At 69.8% G+C, this 16,836-nt stretch carries 4 protein-coding genes and 1 pseudogene; 2 read left to right on the top strand and 3 right to left on the bottom strand.

The genetic code is table 11. The annotated features are described in order from the left end of the window. Positions 1-86 precede the first annotated feature (86 nt). Positions 87-2,327, top strand: coding sequence for a DUF3160 domain-containing protein (locus WMF46_RS29270; protein ID WP_437980220.1), 2,241 nt, complete (start codon positions 87-89; stop codon positions 2,325-2,327). Positions 2,328-2,550: 223 nt separating this feature from the next. Here WMF46_RS29270 and WMF46_RS29265 read toward each other — a convergent pair whose 3' ends face one another. After that, positions 2,551-2,907: a hypothetical protein gene (locus WMF46_RS29265; protein ID WP_437980219.1), complete on the bottom strand. Its 357-nt coding sequence runs from the start codon at positions 2,905-2,907 to the stop codon at positions 2,551-2,553. A gap of 1,217 nt (positions 2,908-4,124) precedes the next feature. On the opposite strand from WMF46_RS29265, the pseudogene WMF46_RS29260 reads away from it, so the two are divergent. Further along, positions 4,125-4,472: pseudogene (locus WMF46_RS29260) on the top strand (transposase); the annotation flags it as partial. A gap of 106 nt (positions 4,473-4,578) precedes the next feature. On the opposite strand, the gene WMF46_RS29255 reads toward WMF46_RS29260, so the two are convergent. Together WMF46_RS29255 and WMF46_RS29250 are read right to left on the bottom strand one after the other, a co-directional pair. Further along, positions 4,579-10,623, bottom strand: a complete 6,045-nt coding sequence (locus WMF46_RS29255) for an AAA family ATPase (RefSeq protein WP_437980218.1) — start codon at positions 10,621-10,623, stop codon at positions 4,579-4,581. A 146-nt stretch (positions 10,624-10,769) separates the two neighbouring features. Continuing rightward, positions 10,770-16,820 carry an AAA family ATPase gene (locus tag WMF46_RS29250; protein ID WP_437980217.1) on the bottom strand — a complete coding sequence of 2,017 codons (6,051 nt, stop codon included), beginning with the start codon at positions 16,818-16,820 and terminating at the stop codon, positions 10,770-10,772. Between the last annotated feature and the right edge of the window lie 16 nt (positions 16,821-16,836).

Below are 16,836 nucleotides of genomic sequence, written 5' to 3'. Positions count from 1 at the left end.
CGAGGCTGCGCGGCCACGGCACCACCTTTGCTTTCAGGGCCGTCGCGCCCCGGGCTCTCAGGGGCACGCTTTGAAAGGGGAGCACGATGCGCAACCTGCTTCTTCGCCTTCACGTCGTCCCGATCCTCGTCGCCCTCGCCGCCGGCTGTTCGGGCGAGGGGAGCCAGCCCCCGCCCGGCGCCGACGGCACCCAGCTGCCCTCCACGGAGCTAGGGCCCGAGCAGCAGGCGGAGCTCACCGCGCTGCTCGCCGAGCGGGATGCCTCGGCGAGCATGAGCGCCGAGGATTTCGCCTCGCGGTACCCCGTCCCCTTCGCGTCGGGCCTGTCCTATGCGCCGGCGGACGCCGCGGGCCTCTCGCTCCTCCAGGGCACCGCGCTCGCCCTCGACGAGGACGAGCTCGCGAAGCTCTCCGCGAACGGCTTCGTCATCTCGAGCAAGAAGTCCTTCCCGACCTTCGTCTACGGCTACGAGAGCATCTACTCGCTCGACCTGCCGCTCTACGTGTCCGCGGACTCCATCCTGTTCGCGGTCCACCGCTCGTACGACGCGATCCTGAAGGCGGTGGAGCTGGCCTCGCTCGCGCCCGAGCTCGGGACGATGCTGAAGCAGATGCGCGCGCGGCTCGCCTCGGGCGCCGGAGCGGAGCTCGGCGCCGAGGCGCGCGCGGACGCGGATCTCTTCACGGCGGTCGCGCTCGCGCTGCTCGACGGCGCGCCCGTCGCCCCCGTCGCGGGCGCCAGCGCCGCGGCGATCGACGAGCTCGTCGCGGGCGCGGAGGCCCACGACGGCATGGGGGAGGTCCGCCTCTTCGGCACGGACCGGCTCATGGACTTCTCGCAGTTCGAGCCCCGCGGCCACTACGTCGACGAGCTGCACCCCGAGCTCGCGCGCTACTTCCGCAGCATGATGTGGCTCGGCCGCGTGGATTTCCGCTTCCTCGAGACCCAGCAGGACGGCACCCAGCGCTTCCAGCGGCGGCACCTCGAGGGCGCGTACGTGCTGCGCGCCCTGGCCGACGCGGAGACCGTCGCTCGCTACAAGCGCATCGACGACGCGATCCAGGCCTTCGTCGGCGAGAGCGACTACATGACCCTGCCGGCGCTCGACGACCTGCTCGCCGACCTCGGCCTCAGCGACGCCGCCGGCCTCGCCGGCGTCCCGGACGCGCGGATCGCCGAGGTCATCGTGAAGGAGGGCCACGGGACGCAGCGGATCTCGAGCCACATCATGATCAACGGGCTCGGCAAGGGCACGATGCCCCTCTCGTCGAGCTTCGCGCTGCTCGGCCAGCGGTACGTCGTCGACTCCCACGTCTTCTCGAACGTGGTCTTCGACCGGGTGAAGGGCGGCGCCGTCAAGCGCATGATGCCGGACCCGCTCGACGTGGGCTTCGCCGCGCTCGGCAACGATCAGGCGGGCCAGCTGCTCGCCCCGGAGCTCGGGCGGTTCGACTACGCGCCCGACCTGCACATGATGCGCGTGCTCGTCGACGCGCACCCCGGGGACTTCTGGGAAAAGAACCTTTACAATCGCTGGCTCGGCGCGCTGCGGGAGCTGTCGCCGGCGCGGGCGATCGGCGACGGCGAGGGGCTGCCCGGCGTGGCGAAGACCGACGCGTGGGGCCGGCGCCTGCTGAGCACCCAGCTCGCCTCCTGGGCCGAGCTCCGCCACGACACCCTGCTCTATGCCAAGCAGTCGTACACGGGCGGGGACACGTGCGAGTTCCCGGACGCGTACGTCGATCCGTACCCGGCGTTCTACACGCGCATCGCCGAGCTGGCCGAGCACGGCGTCGAGATCGTCGGCGCGCTCGATCTGTCGAGCGCGCCGCAGCTCGGGGAGAGGGTGTCGGCGTACTTCTCGCAGCTCCACGACGTCGCGCGGACGCTCGGCGAGATGGCCGCGAACGAGCGCGCCGGCCTGCCCCTCACCCAGGAGCACCTCGATTTCATCAACCAGGCGGTGAAGGTTCAGTCGCAAGGGTGCGGTGCGCCCTACGTCGAGGGGTGGTATCTGCAGCTCTTCTTCGATCAGATGAAGAGTCTGGAGCAGGACCCGACGATCGCCGACGTGCACACCCAGCCGACCGACGAGGGCGGCGCGCCGGTCGGCCGCGTGCTGCACGTGGGCACCGGCCTGCCACGGCTCATGGTCGTGACGGCCGACCCCTGCGGCGGCGCGCCGCGCGCGTTCGTGGGGCTCGCCTCGTCGTACTTCGAGGCCGTCACCGAGGGCTTCGAGCGGATGGACGACCGGCAGTGGGCCGGCACGGTCCTGAGAACGACCCCCGACGTGCCCTGGATGACGGACCTCGTCTCCCGCTGATTCCGCTGCTCCGGCGACGCAGCGCTCGGCGCTGGCCGTCCCGTGAATTCGTGCCGAATTGTGTCGACTTGCGCCGAACCGACGCTGCTGCGCGCCAGCGGGATCATGGTGCTCGATCGATCCCGTCAGCCGCCGGAAGGCACCACCGTCCGGCTGTACACGGCGACCTTCTCCACGGGCGTCGCGGCGCTCGGACCGCGGCGACACGCACCGGGTCAGCGCGTCAGCGCGGCGTCCAGGTGCCGTTCGTCGCTTCGCAGAGCGGCTTGACGATATCCGCCGTGAGGAGCTCTGTTTCATCATGGTACGTCGTCATGGTCTCGCCGTCGCCGGTGAGGACGCAGGTGCCGAGCACGTCGCCGGTCGAGCATCGATCGACGAGCTCGGCCTCGAGGTTTGACCTGTCCGTGCACTCGCTTTCGTGCTTGTCCGGGTCGTCGGTCTCGAGCTCGGCGCAGCTACGGACCGTCACGCCGCCCGGGGTGCTGCCGGTGAACTCGCAGGCCACCCAGCGCGCGGCCGGAGCCTCCCCGCCACATCCCACGATGAGCACGAACACGACGATGAGAACGTTGCGCATGGCCAATCCTCCTTGATGAGCGCTCGAAGGAGCGCGAAACGATGACAATCACCGCTGTGTCCCCGAGCTCCTCCAGCGGTCGACCCAGGAGACACGAGCGCGATGGCGGGCCACGACAGGCCCTGCCGGAGCCCTGGTCCCGGAGCGAACTCCCCTGGAGGCGCTCGGGGGGATAACCCGCCAGAGCACCGATCCGCTTGGAAACCGGAGAAATGAACCGCCAAGCGCGCCGAGGACGCCAAGAGAAATGAAAGAATCTTGGCGTCTTATAACGTCTTGGCGGTTCGACTCCTCGCTGTTCGCACGTGGCTTCCGCCGGTCTGTGGCTCTAGAACACCAATCATGTTGAAACCCGGAGAAATTTCACAGGGAGGCGAGGAGGCGGGGAGGAAGAAAAAATGAGGCTCCTCCGCAGGATCTGTGGGCGCATGAGCCGAGCAAGGGCAGAACGACTTGCGGGCATCCGCGGGGCGCCCTGCCGCAGCATGGCTGGGCGATGCGTCGCGGGCATCCGTGGGATGGGTCGCCTGCTCGCAGACCGTGGGCGCAGAGGCGGTGCATGGGCGTGTCTACTCGTAGCGGGAGACCGGAGAATTTAACGCCAAGGCGCCAAGGCGCCAAGGCGCAAAAAAGCAAGAGAGAGGAAGGTCATTCTTGGGTAGTGGTCAAATTTGAACATGAAGGCGGGAAGGCGGGAAGAAAACCTTAATGATCTTCCCGCCTTCCCGCCTTCATGTGGACTCTCTCTGGGCAAACTTGACCACTACCTGCAAGTGGCTCGGTCGTCGCTCCCAGAGAGCGCGGATCAACTGGGACCGCAGGCACAGGCTGCTGGAACGCTACCCCCTCCCACCTGCCCGAGTCGCGAGGCCGTACTCACCCGCGTAGCGAATCCATGTCGCGAAGAGCCGGATGCGGTAGCCCCGCACGTCCGGATCTGTGGGGGCCCTGGGGGAGCAATCCCCCAGGGCTACCGAGCGCCTTGGCGTTAAAATCCGAGATTCTCGACGACGTCAGCTGCAGGCACGATGAGGCACCCAGCGATCTGACAAGCTGCGGGTTGACGCCCTCCGTCAACGTGACTTCACGGTCAGCTGGGCGGGAAGCTGCGCGACGGTGGGTTCATACGGTGACGACCTGCATTCACTGGACAGCGCGGTCGCGTGTCCGCCGTCGCGTGAGACGGGTCGCGCCGTGCTCGCTCGCGTCCAGGTCCCGTTCGCGCCTACCTGCTGAAGGAGCAGTTCCAGCGTTTCTGGAAGTACAAGTCTCCCGCGTGGGCTGGATGGTTCCTGGACGATTGGACACGTCTGGCCATGGGTTCCAGGATTCCGCCGTTCCAGAAGTTCGCACGGACCCTCCGTGGCCACCGAGAGCTCCTGCTCAACTGGTTCCGCGCACGGAGCGCCTTCGCCCAGGGCGCCACCGAGGGATTCAACAATAAAGCGAGGATTACGACCAGAAAAGCCTATGGGTTTCGGACCTACGAACACGCGGAGATCGCCCTCTACCACGCGCTCGGGAAGCTGCCGGAGCCCGAATGGCTCACCCACAGTTTTTTCTGAGGAGGCAAAAATATGAATTTCTCCCTCTTGCCGTCTCTCGCTCCCCGCCTCCCCGCCTCCCCGTGAAATTTCTGCTTTTTCTCGGGGTTTCAACCCGTTTGTCGCTCTAGGCCTGTGGGAGCAGGTCCCCTCGGCCGTCCGCCGCCGTCTCCGACTCCGCCTCCGCCGGGTGCAAAGGCAGCTCGATGATGAACGTGGCGCCCGCGCCCGGCTTGCTCTCGACGCGGATGGTGCCGCCGTGGGAGGTGACGATCCACCGCACGATGTAGAGGCCGAGTCCTAAACCACCGAAGTTGCGGACGGAGACGGCGCGCTCGAAGCGCTCGAAGATCCTGGCCTGATCGGCCTCGGCGATGCCCATGCCGTGATCGCGGACGACGAGCAGCGCGCGGCCTTCCAGGCCGCGCACGACGACGTGAATGGGCGCCCCCGCGCCGTACTTGAGCGCGTTGGACAGCAGGTTGATGAGGACCTGCTCCAGGCGCGTCGCATCCCAGCTGCCCACCACGGGGCCTTCCAGATCGAGCTCGGTGCGGCAGCGGGCGTCGTCGAGCTGCTGGTGCATCCGCTCGACGACCTCGCGCGCCAGGGCCGCCAGGTCGAGGGGGGCGCGCGCGAGGGTGAGCCGGCCGGCGTTGAGGCGAGTGACGTCGAGCAGCTCATTGATCAGGTGGGCAAGGCGCCCGATCTGGCGGCTCAGGACATGGATCGCGGCGTCGATGCGCTCCGGGGCGACCTCGGCGCGCTGCAAGCGAGGCAGGAGCCGGGCGAGGAGGTGAGCCTGCATCTTGAGCGACGTGAGCGGGGTCTTGAGCTCGTGCGAGGCGACGAGGAGGAACTCGTCGCGGCGCTCGATCGCCACCTGGGCCTCGGCGAACAGGCGGCTGTTGTCGAGGGCGAGCGCGGCGCGGCTCGCCAGCTCCTGGGCCAGCCAGAGGTCGGCGGGGCGGTAATGGCGTCGCGGCGCGGCCGCCAGCAGGGTCATGACCCCGAAGCGCCGGTCGCGCGCGAGGAGCGGGACGCGGAGGAACGAGTGAACGCCGAGCCGCTCGAGAAGCGGCGCAGCGCGGACGTCACCCACCTCGGGGCGCTCCGGCGAGGTCGCTGCGAGGGGCCGCAGCGCGTCGATCACCGCGTCTGCCAGCTCGGCCGGTACGCCCGCGGTGGCCGTCCGCCCCGGGGCGTCCTGGGCGAGGTCGACGTCGATGACGCACCGGTCGGCCAGCTCGGGCACGGCGAGCTGCGCGACGCTCTCGAGGGTGGCTCCGTAGCCGAGGGCCATGAGCTTGCGGCTCGCCTCGGCGAGGAAACGCTCGGCGAGCTCGGCGCGCTTGCGCTCGGTGATGTCGGTGGAGATGCCGCAGAGCACGCCGGGCATGACGCTCTCGCCGAGCGGGAACTTGAGCGACAGGTAGGTGTGCGGCCCGTCCTCCATCATCACCTCCTCCTCGAACTCGAGCGGCTCGCCCGAGTCGAGCACCCGCCGGTCGTTGTCCGCGATGATCTCGAGGTTCGTCGAAGGGAAGAGCTCGGTGCTCGTCTTGCCGATGATCTGATCGGGCGGCATGCCCAGGAGGCGGCCCACCTGGCGGTTGACGAGCAGGTGCCGGCCGTCGCGATCCTTGAGGTAGATGGTCGCAGCGGAGTTGTCGACGATGGCCTGAAGCGTGGCCTGGCTTCCGCGGAGCTCGCGCTCCGCCCGGCGCCGCTCGGCGTTCTCCTGCTCGATATCGGTGTAGAGCATGGCGTTCTCGAGCGAGATGGCCGACTGCGAGGCGAGCAGCTCGAGCACGGTGAGCCGCCCCGGGGTGAACGCCCCGGCCACCAGCTTGTTCTCCAGATAGAGCACGCCGAGCAGCCGCGCCTGGCGCACGATGGGCAGGCACAGCACCGATCTCGGTCGCTTCCGGGTGAAATACTCGTCCTCCGAGAACGGGTGTCTGGCGGCGGCGTCGTCGAGCAGCACGCGCTCGTGGCTCCGGCGAACGTAGTTGAGGATGGATTGCGGCAGCGCGTCCGCCGCCGCCTCGCCCGCGTCGAGCAGCCGCGTAACGCCTCCGGACGCGGCGATCGCCGCCGCCATCGACAGGCGATCTTCCCGGAGCAGGAGCACGTACCCCTCTCCGGCGCCCGCGTGCTCGACCACGATGCGCAGGAGCATCTCGAGCAGGCGGGGGAGCTTGAGCTCACCGGAGATGCTCTGAGAGGCCTTGACGACGGAGAGGACGTCGAACTGCTCGGCGCGTACGGCGAAGGTGACGGTGGGGGCTATTGGCTTTCGCTCGACGAGGAAGGGATACCGCTGGTCGAGCTGCTCGACCTTGGCGTGGGCGCCCCAGCGGAAGTAGGCGGCGCGGGCCTTCTGCAGGTAAGCGTCGGCGGGCGTGGACAGGCCGCGATCGCGGTAGAGCCGGGCGGCGAGCTCGCAGGCGATGGCCTCGTGCTGGACGAAGCCGCCTTTGCGCGCTGACGAGATGGCCTGTTCGTAGAGCCCGATGGCCTCCAGGTCCTGCCCGCGGAGCCGGGCGATCTCGGCGCGGACCAAAGCGTGTTTGTGGAGGAAGTTGTCGGGGCCGCTCGCGGCCCACTCGCCGAGCTGCCGCTCGCAGTCGAGCAGCCCGTCCGGGAGCTCCGGCCGGGGTGACGGCGCCGCCGCGCGGTCCTGGTCGTCGTCGACGAGCGCGGCCAGCGCGAGCGCGCGATAATAGAAGCACTCGGCATAGAGCGCGCACGCGTCGAGCTTCCAGTCGTAGTCGACGACCACGCGGGTCGCCGCCGCGAGCGTCTCCCGGGGAGAGCCGAGGAGGAACGTCGCCTGCGCCTTCATGCTGAAGTGGAAGCAGCCGGGGACGACCCCGCCCTCCCGGCCGAGCCGCGCCTCGAAGGCCGCCTGATCCAGCTGGGCGCCATCCAGCATCGCGTAATGGACCGGCCGCCCACGCAGCGTCTGGATGAGGTGCCGGGCGCCGAGGAGGATGTCATAGACGAACGCGTAGCCGGCCTTGCGCACGAAGGCGAGGCGGTCCTCGGTCAGGTGGAGGGCGTCCTCGAGCGGCTCGCCGGAGAGCAGCGGGAACATCGCCGCCCAGATGCAATTGTAACATGCGTTGTTCCAGTCGCCGCCCTCCACCGCGGCGTTGAAGCCGCGGCGAGCATAGTGACCGGTCTCCCGGTAGTGGCGCGTCCAGAAGACGATCTGCTGCCCGAACAGGGTGAACACCGCGCCCTTCGTGGCGAGGGCGTGGCCCCTGTCCGCGAGGTCGTAGCCGAGCTTTCCGAACTTGTAGGCTTCACGGTATTGCCCGGACCGCGGGCCGAACATCCGCGCGAAGGCGGTGTACGCCTGGGCGGAGCTCTCCGCGTTGCCGTGGCGCAGGCTGAGCTTGACCATGCGCACGAGGAGCAGATAGTGCAGCTTCACGTCCACGAAATAGGCAGGGATGTTCACGCCCATCAGGACGCGCATCGCCACCTTGATCTCGGGGTGCTCCATGGGGGGCAGGTTGACCAGATCCTCGATCGCCCGGCCGCCCAGGGCCTGCCGGACGCTCTCGGTCTCTTCTTCGACCTGCGCGTCGGTGACGGGGAGCGACAGCTCGATGTCCCAGGCGCGAAGGCACGAGAGCCCGAGCTCCACGGCGCGGGCGCACTGCCCGCGGGTCACGTGCAAGGCGACGGCGAGCTCGACGACCGCGGCGCGCTCGATCTTGGTCCTCGCGCGCTCCATGAGCTCGTCGAGGAGCCGCTCGGCCTCGTCGAAGCTGCCGGTGGCGTAGGCGGCGTGCGCGCGCTCGAGGCTCAGGGGATAGGCCAGATCGTACCGAGTCTCCCAGCGCTCGCGGGGATCTTGCGCGAGGAGGCCCATGCCCGCCGCGAAGAGCGCGGCGGCGGACTGGTAGGCCGCGGCGGCCTTGGCCTTCCTGCCGGCGCGGAGGTTGAGGGCGGCGAGCTCGTCGCGCTCTGCCTGGGAACGGAGGAGCGCGGCGCCGCGGTTGAGGTGGCCGACGACATCGAAGAGCGTCTCATCGGGCTCCTCAGCGCGCCGTGCCTTCAAGAGCAGCCGGCCGATCCCGAGGTGCATCTCGGCGAGCTGTCCAGGCGGGATGAGCGAATAAGCGGCCTGCTGCACCCGGTCATGGAGGAAGCGATAGGCGCTGTCCCGGCGGAGCAGCAGCCCCTCCCGCACGGCCTCCTCGAGCGCCTCGCGGAGCGCGTCCGCCGGCCTTCGCGCGACGACCGCGAGGGTGTCGAGGGTCAGGCTGCCGCCGAGGCAGGCGGCGAGCTTGAGCGCGTCGCGCGTCGGGACCGAGAGCCGCTCCAGCTTGCCGGCCATCAGCTCGACGACGTTGTCGGTGAAGCCCTTGTCGAGGATGGCGGCGATGTCCCACCGCCATGCGCCCTCGTCGGCGTCGAACGTGATGAGCCCCTCGTCGTGCAGGGCGATGAGGAACTGGAGCACGAAGAAGGGGTTGCCGCCGGTCTTCTCGTAAACCAGCCGTGAGAGCGGCTCGACCTCTGCTTCGGGCGCGTGGACCGCCTCGGCGACGAGCGCGCCTGCGTGGGCGGCGGAGAGCGGCGTGAGGACGATGTCGCCGACGGTCGCGCCGCGCTTCTGCACCTCGGCCAAGGTGAGCCGGAGCGGGTGCGCGGGGCCGACCTCGTTGTCGCGATAAGCGCCGATCAGCAGCAGGTGCGCGTCGCCGGCGAGGGGGGCGAGCTGCTCGAGCAAGAGGAGGCTACCGGGGTCGGCCCATTGCAGGTCGTCGAGGAAGAGGGCGACGGGGTGCTCCTTCCGTGCGCAGGCGGCGACGAAGCGCTGGAGCGTGGCGAGCAGCCGGCTCTGGGCCTCGGCGGGCGGGCGCTCGGGCACGGGGGGCTGCGGGCCGAGGAGCAGGGCGAGCTCGGGGAGCATGTCGGTGAGCAGCCCGCCGCTGGCGCCGAGGGCCTCGCGGAGGCGCTCTCGCCAGCGCTCGACCTGCTCCTCGCTCGCGCCAAGGATCTCCTGCACGAGGCCCCGGAAGGCCTGAAGGAAGGCGCGGTAGGGGACGTCGCGCTTGAGCTGATCGAACTTGCCGGAGAGGAAGGAGCCGCGCTCGCGCACGACGGGCCCGTGCAGCTCGGCGACGAGCGACGACTTGCCGATGCCCGAATAGCCCGAGACGAGAAGGAGCTCTGGCCGGCCGTTCGCGACGACGCGCTCGAACGCGGCGCGCAGCGCCTCGAGCTCGCGCTCGCGGCCATAGAGCCGCTGCGGGACCTGGAACCGGTCGGAGACGTCGCGTAGTCCGAGCGGGAAGGCGTCTATGGCGCCGCGCTGGCGCAGCTGGGAAAAGCACGTGTCGAGGTCGTGGCGCAGGCCGAGGGCGCTCTGGTAGCGCTCCTCGGCGGCCTTGGAGAGCAGCTTGAGGACGACGGCGGAGAGCTGCGGTGGGATCGAGGGGACGAGCGCGTGAGGCGGCCGCGGCGCCTGGGCGATGTGGCAATAGACCCACTCGACGGGATCGCTGGCCTGGAAGGGCAGGGTGCCAGTCAGCATCTCGTAGAAGGTGACGCCGAGGGAGTACAGGTCGGTCCGCTCGTCGACCCAGCGGTTCATGCGGCCGGTCTGCTCCGGCGCCATGTAGGCGAGCGTGCCCTCGATGAGCCCGTCGTGCGCGAACTCCTGGGCCTCGCGTGGCGAGAGGGAGGCGATGCCGAGATCGGTGATCTTCACCTCGCCCGTGTCGGGGTTGTAGAGGAGATTCTGAGGCTTGATGTCCTTGTGAATGACGTGCCGCCGGTGCATCTCGGCGAGCGCGGCGGCGAGGCGGAGGGCGAGGGGGAAGAAGCGCTCGATCAACATCGGGCGCATGGGCCCGTCGCCATCGAGCAGCCGGTCGAGCGAGCGGCCGCCGAAGTCCTCGAGGACCAGGGTCATCTGGTCGCGGAACGGCTCGATGCCGTAGGCCTGGACGACGACGGGCGACTTCAGTGCCCTGGCGACCTCGAGCTCGTGCTGGAGCCTGCCGAGGGCGCGGGGGCTCGCGTGATCGCGCCGCAGGACCTTGAGCACCACCGGCCGGCCGTCCTCCTCGCGCCGCGCGCGGTAGAGGATCGTGTCCGCACCTTGGTGCAGCACCTCCAGCACGCGGTAACGTGGACTATCGAGCATAGGAGGATCTTTGAAAGCCGGGGCGCCGGCGGCGTGTTGCCATTCAACCCGGTACACTGCCAAAAGCGCCGCGCCTCGTCACGAGCAAACGGCGGCGCGTCAGCCCGGCTGAGGCAGCAGTCGGGTAGTGAGCACACAGCGCGCTCCTACGCTTCCGGGAGCAGGGTGCCCTGGCTGTCCGTCTCTGCCTCTGCCGTATTCAAAGGCAGCTCGACGATGAAGGCAGCGCCCGCGCCCGGCGCGCTCTCGACGCGGATGGTGCCGCCGTGGGAGGTGACGATCCACCGCACGATGTAGAGGCCGAGACCGAGGCCGCCGAAGTTGCGGACGGAGACGGCGCGCTCGAAGCGCTCGAAGATCCTGGCCTGATCGGTCTCCGCGATGCCGATGCCGTGATCGCGGACGACGAGCCGCGCGCGGCCTTCCTGGCCGCGCACGACGACGTGAATGGGGGCCCCCGCGCCGTACTTCATCGCGTTGGACAGGAGGTTGATGACGACTTGCTCCACGCGAGAAGCATCCCAGTTGCCCACCACGGGCTCGTCCAGATCGAGCTGGATGCGGCAGCGGGCGTCCGCGAACTGCTGCCTCATTCGCTCGACAGCCTCACGCGTCAGGGCGGCCAGATCGACGGGCGCGCGCGCGAGGGTGAGCCGTCCGGCGTTGAGGCGGGTGACGTCGAGCAGCTCGTTGACCAGGTGGGCGAGGCGCGTGATCTGGCGGCTCAGGACCTGGAGCGCGGCGTCGATGCGCTCCGGGGCGACCTCGGCGCGCGCGAAGCGGGGCAGGAGCCGGGCGAGGAGGTGGGCCTGCATCGTGAGCGAGGTGAGCGGTGTCTTGAGCTCGTGCGAGGCGACGAGGAGGAACTCGTTCCGGCGCTCGATCGCCTCCTGGGCCTCGGCGAACAGGCGGCTGTTGTCGAGGGCGAGCGCGGCGCGGCTCGCCAGCTCCTCGGCGACCCACAGGTCGGCGGGGCCGTAGCGGCGCCGTGGCGCGGCCGCCAGCAGGGTCATGACGCCGAAGCGCCGGTCGCGCGCGAGGAGCGGGACGCGGAGGAAGGAGTGAACGCCGAGCGGCTCGAGGAGGGGCGCGGCGCGGACGTCGCCCACCTCGGGGCGGTCCGGCGAGGCCGCTGCCAGCGCCCGCAGCGCGTCCACCACGGCGCCCGCGAGCTCGGCCGGCACGCCCGCGGTGACCGCGGTGACCGTCCGCCCCGGGGCGTCCTGGGTGAGGTCCACGTCGATGACGCACTGATCGGCCAGCTCGGGCACGGCGAGCTGCGCGACGCTCTCGAGGGTGGCGCCGTAGCCGAGGGCCATGAGCTTGCGGCTCGCCTCGGCGAGGAAGCGCTCGGCCAGCTCGGCGCGCTTGCGCTCGGTGATGTCGGTGGAGATGCCGCACAGCACGCCGGGCATGACCTCGTCGCCGAGAGGGAACTTGAGCGAGAGGAAGGTGTGCGGCCCGTCCTCCATCATCACCTCTTCCTCGAACTCGAGCGGCTCGCCCGACTCGATCACTCGCCGATCGTGATCGCCGATGATCTCGGCGAGCGCAGCAGGCAAGAGCTCGGCGTCGGTCTTTCCGAGGAGCCGATGGCTCGGCAGGCCGGCGACGTTGCTCGCCTGGCGGTTGACGAGCAGATACCGACCCTCGCGATCCTTGAGGAAGATGGCAGCGGCGGAGCTGTCGACGATGGCCTGCAGCGTGGCCTGGCTCTCGCGGAGCTCGCGCTCCGCCCGGCGCCGCTCGGCGTTCTCCTGCTCGATATCGGTATAGAGCATGGCGTTCTCGAGCGAGATGGCCGACTGCGAGGCGAGCAGCTCGAGCACGGTGAGCCGCCCTGAGGTGAACGCGCCGGTGACGAGGTTGTTCTCCAGGTAGAGCAGGCCGAGCAGCCGCGTTTGCCGCACGATCGGGAGGCACAGCACCGATCTCGGCCGCTTCCGGGTGAAATACTCGTCCTCCGAGAACGGGTGTCTGGCGGCGGCGTCGTCGAGCAGCACGCGCTCGTGGCTGCGGCGAACGTAGTTGAGGATGGATTGCGGCAGCGCGGCCGAAGGCGCCTCGCCCGCGTCGCGCATCCGGACCGCGCCCCTCGGCGCTTCGATCGCCGCGCTGGAGAGGCGTTCACCCCGGACCAGCAGGACGCACCCCTGCTCGGCGCCCGCGTGCTCGACCATGGTGCGCAGGAGCATCTCGAGCAGGCGCGGGAGCTGGAGCTCACCGGAGATGCTCTGAGAGGCCTTGACGACGGACAGGACGTCGAACTGCTCGGCCCGGACGGCGAAGGTGACGGTGGGGGCGATCGGCTTTCGCTCGACGAGGAAGGGATACCGCTGGTCGAGCTGCTCGACCTTGGCGTGGGCGCCCCAGCGGAAGTAGGCGGCGCGGGCCTTCTGCAGGTAAGCGTCGGCGGGCGTGGACAGGCCGCGATCGCGGTAGAGCCGGGCGGCGAGCTCGCTGGCGATGGCCTCGTGCTGGACGAAGCCGCCCTCGCGCGCCGAGGAGATGGCCTGCTCGTAGAGCCCGATGGCCTCCAGGTCCTGCCCGCGGAGCCGGGCGATCTCGGCGCGGACCAGGGCGTGTTTGTGGAGGAAGTTGTCGGGGCCGCTCCTGGCCCACGCGCCGAGCTGCCGCTCGCACTCGAGCAGCTGCTCGGGGAGCTCCCGCCCCGGGGAACCCCGCTCCGCGTGCGGTGCGTGCGGTGCGCGCGGTACGTCGACGAGGGCCGCGAGCGAGAGCGCGAGGACATAGAAGCTCTCGGCCATGAGCGCGTGCGGCTGGTTCCAGAAGGGTTGCTCGGTGACGACGCGGGTCGCCGCCTCGAGCGCCTCCCTGGGCGCGCCGAGCACGAAGAGCGCTTGCGCCTTCAAGCTGTAATAGAACTCGCGCGTGGTCTCCAGCGCTCCCTCCTGCAGCCGCGCCTCGAAGGCCGGACGATCCAGCTCGGAGCCGTCGAACATCGCGAAGCGGACCGGCCGCCCGCGCAGCGCCTGGATCGTGGCGCGGGCGCTGAGGAGGGCGCCGTGCGCGAACGCGAAACCCGCGCTGCGCACGAAGCCGAGGCGCTCGTCGACCTCGCGGAGCACGTCCTCGAGCGCCTCGCCGGAGAGCAGGTGGAACAGCGCGTCCCATACGCAGTTGAAGCACGCCATGCTCATCGCGCCGGACTCGACCGCGGCGCTGAAGCCGGCGCGCCCGTACGGAGTCGTCTCTCGGTAGTGGCGTGTCCAGAAGACGACATGGTGTCCGAAGGTGGCGAACACCATCGATTTCGTGGTGAGGCGGCCGCTCCTCTGCGCCAGGTCGTGGCCGAGCTTGCCGAACCGATAGGCCTCCTTGTATCGCCCGAACCTCGGGCCGAACATCCTCGCGAACGACGTGTACGCGACAGCGGAGCTCTCGGCGTTGCCGTGGCGCAGGCTGAGCTGGACCATGCGCAGGAAGATGAGAAAGTACAGGTTCGGGGTCATGAAGGACGCCGCGATGCCCGCGCCCTCCAGCACACCCATCGTCAGCTTGACCTCCCGGTCGGTCATGGGGGGCAGATGGATCAGGTCCTCGATCGCCCGGTCGCCCAGGGCCTGCCAGACGCTCTTCGTCTCCTCTTCGAGCTGCGCGTCGGTGGGGAGGCGCGGAAGATCGATGCCGCAGGTGCGGAGCCACGAGAGCCCGATCTCCACGGCGCGGGCGGATTGCCCGCGGATCATGCGGAGCGTGACGATGAGCTCGACGGCGGCGGCCGTCTCGGTCCTGGTCCTCGCGCGCTCCATGAGCTCTTGCAGGAGCCGCTCGGCCTCGTCGAAGCCGCCGGTGATGTACGCGGCGTGCGCGCGCTCGAGCGTCAGATCGTAGGTCAGCGCGTGCTGCGTTTCCCAGGAGGCCAGCGCGAGCACGGAGAGGCCCGCGGCGAAGAGCGCGGCGGCGGACTGGAAGGCCGCGGCGGCCTTGGCCTTCCTGCCGGCGCGGAGGTTCAGCGCGGCGAGCTCGTCGCGCTCGGCCTGAGAACGGAGGAGCGCGGCGCCGCGGTTGAGGTGGCTCACGACGTCGAAGAGCGCGTCCTCGCGCTCTTCGGCGAGCTGCTCCTTCAAGAGCAGCTGGCCGATCCGGAGGTGCACCTCGGCGAGCTGCTCTGCCGGGATGAGCGAATACGCGGCCTGCTGCACGCGGTCGTGGAGGAAGCGATAACCAGAGCCCCGGCGGAGCAGCAGCCCCTCCCGCGCGGCCTCCTCGAGCGCCTCGCGGAGCTCCTCCGCCGGACGGCCCGCGACCACCGCGAGGGGTTCGAGGTCGAGGCTGCTGCCGAGGCACGCGGCGAGCTTGAGCGCGTCGTGTGCAGGGGCCGAGAGCCGCTTGAGCTTGCCGGCCATCAGCTCGACGACGTTGTCGGTGAAGCCCTTGTCGTGGATGGCGGCGATGTCCCAGCGCCATTCGCGCTGCTCGGCGTCGAAGGTGATGAGCCTCTCGTCGTGCAGGGCGATGAGGAACTGGAGGGCGAAGAAGGGGTTGCCGCCGGTCTTCTCGTGGACGAGCTGCGAGAGCGGCTCGACCTCTGCTTCGGGCGCATGGACCGCCTCGGCGACGAGCGCCCCGACGTGGGCGGCGGAGAGCGGCGTGAGGACGAGCTCGGACACGGCGGCGCCGCGCTGCTGCACCTCGGCCAGCGTGAGCCGGAGCGGGTGCGCGGGGCCTACTTCATTGTCCCGGTAGGCGCCTATCAGGAGGAGGTGCGCGTCGCCGGCATGGGTGGCGAGGTGCTCGAGCAAGAGGAGGCTGGCCGCGTCGGCCCACTGGAGATCGTCGAGGAAGAGCGCCATCGGGTGCTCCTTCCGGGCGCAGGCGGCGACGAAGCGCTGGAGCGCGGCGAGCAGCCGGCTCTGGGCCTCGGCGGGCGGGAGCTCGGGCACGGGCGGCTGCGGGCCGAGGAGGAGCGTGAGCTCGGGGAGCACGTCGGCGAGCAGACCGCCGTCCTGGCCGAGGGCCTCGCGGAGGCGCTCTCGCCAGCGCTCGATCTGCTCCTCGCTCGCGCCAAGGAGCTCCCGCAAGAGCGCCCGGAACGCCTGGAGAAAGGCGTGGTAGGGGACGTCGCGCTTGAATTGCTCGAACTTGCCGGAGAGGAAGGAGCCGCGCTCGCGCACGACGGGCCTGTGCAGCTCGGCGACGAGCGAGGACTTGCCGATCCCCGAATAGCCCGAGACGAGAACGACCTCTGGCCGGCCGTTCGCGACCACGCGCTCGAACACGGCGAGCAGCGCCTCGATCTCGCGCTCGCGGCCATAGAGCCGCTGCGGGACCTGGAACCGGTCGGAGAGATCGCGCTGTCCGAGCGGGAAGTGCTGAATGGATCCGCTCGCCTGCCACCGTGAGAAGCACGTGTCGAGGTCGTGGCGCAGGCCGAAGGCGCTCTGGTAACGCTCCTCGGCGGCCTTGGAGAGCAGCTTGAGGACGACGGCGGAGAGCTGCGGTGGGATCGAGGGGACGAGCGCGTGCGGCGGCCGCGGCGTCTGGGCGATGTGGCAATAGACCCACTCGACGGGATCGCTGGCCTGGAAGGGCAGGGCGCCAGTCAGCATCTCGTAGAAGGTGACGCCGAGGGAGTACAGGTCGGTCCGCTCGTCGACGCGGCGGTTCATGCGGCCGGTCTGCTCCGGCGCCATGTAGGCGAGCGTGCCCTCGATGAGCCCGTCGTGCGCGAGCTCATGGGCCTCGCGTGGCGAGAGGGAGGCGATGCCGAGATCGGTGATCTTCACCTCGCCCGTGTCGGGGTTGTAGAGCAGGTTCTGGGGCTTGATGTCCTTGTGGATGACGTGGTGTCGGTGGAGCTCGGCGAGCGCGGCGGCGAGGCGGAGGGCGAGAGGGAAGAAGCGCTCGATCGACATCGGGCACATCGGGCGCATCGGCCCGTCGCCATCGAGCAGCCGGTCGAGCGAGCGGCCGCCGAAGTCCTCGAGGACCAGGGTCATCTGGTCGCGGAACGGCTCGATGCCGTAGGCCTTGATGACGACGGGTGAATCGAGCGTTCTGGCGACCTCGAGCTCGTGCTGGAGCCTGCCGAGGGCGCGGGGGCTGGCGTGATCGCGCCGCAGGGCCTTGAGCACCACCGGCCGGCCGTCCTCCTCGCGCCGCGCGCGGTAAAGGACGGTATCTGCACCTCGGTGCAGCACCTCCAGCACGCGGTAGCGTGGACTATCCGGCATAGGAAGAGCTTTGAAA

The sequence above is a fragment of the Sorangium sp. So ce117 genome, assembly GCF_051524395.1.
Taxonomy (GTDB): Bacteria; Myxococcota_A; Polyangia; order Polyangiales; family Polyangiaceae; genus Sorangium; species Sorangium cellulosum_B.
Note: the sequence above shows the minus strand (reverse complement) of the source record. Positions and strands in the feature narration are given on the sequence as shown.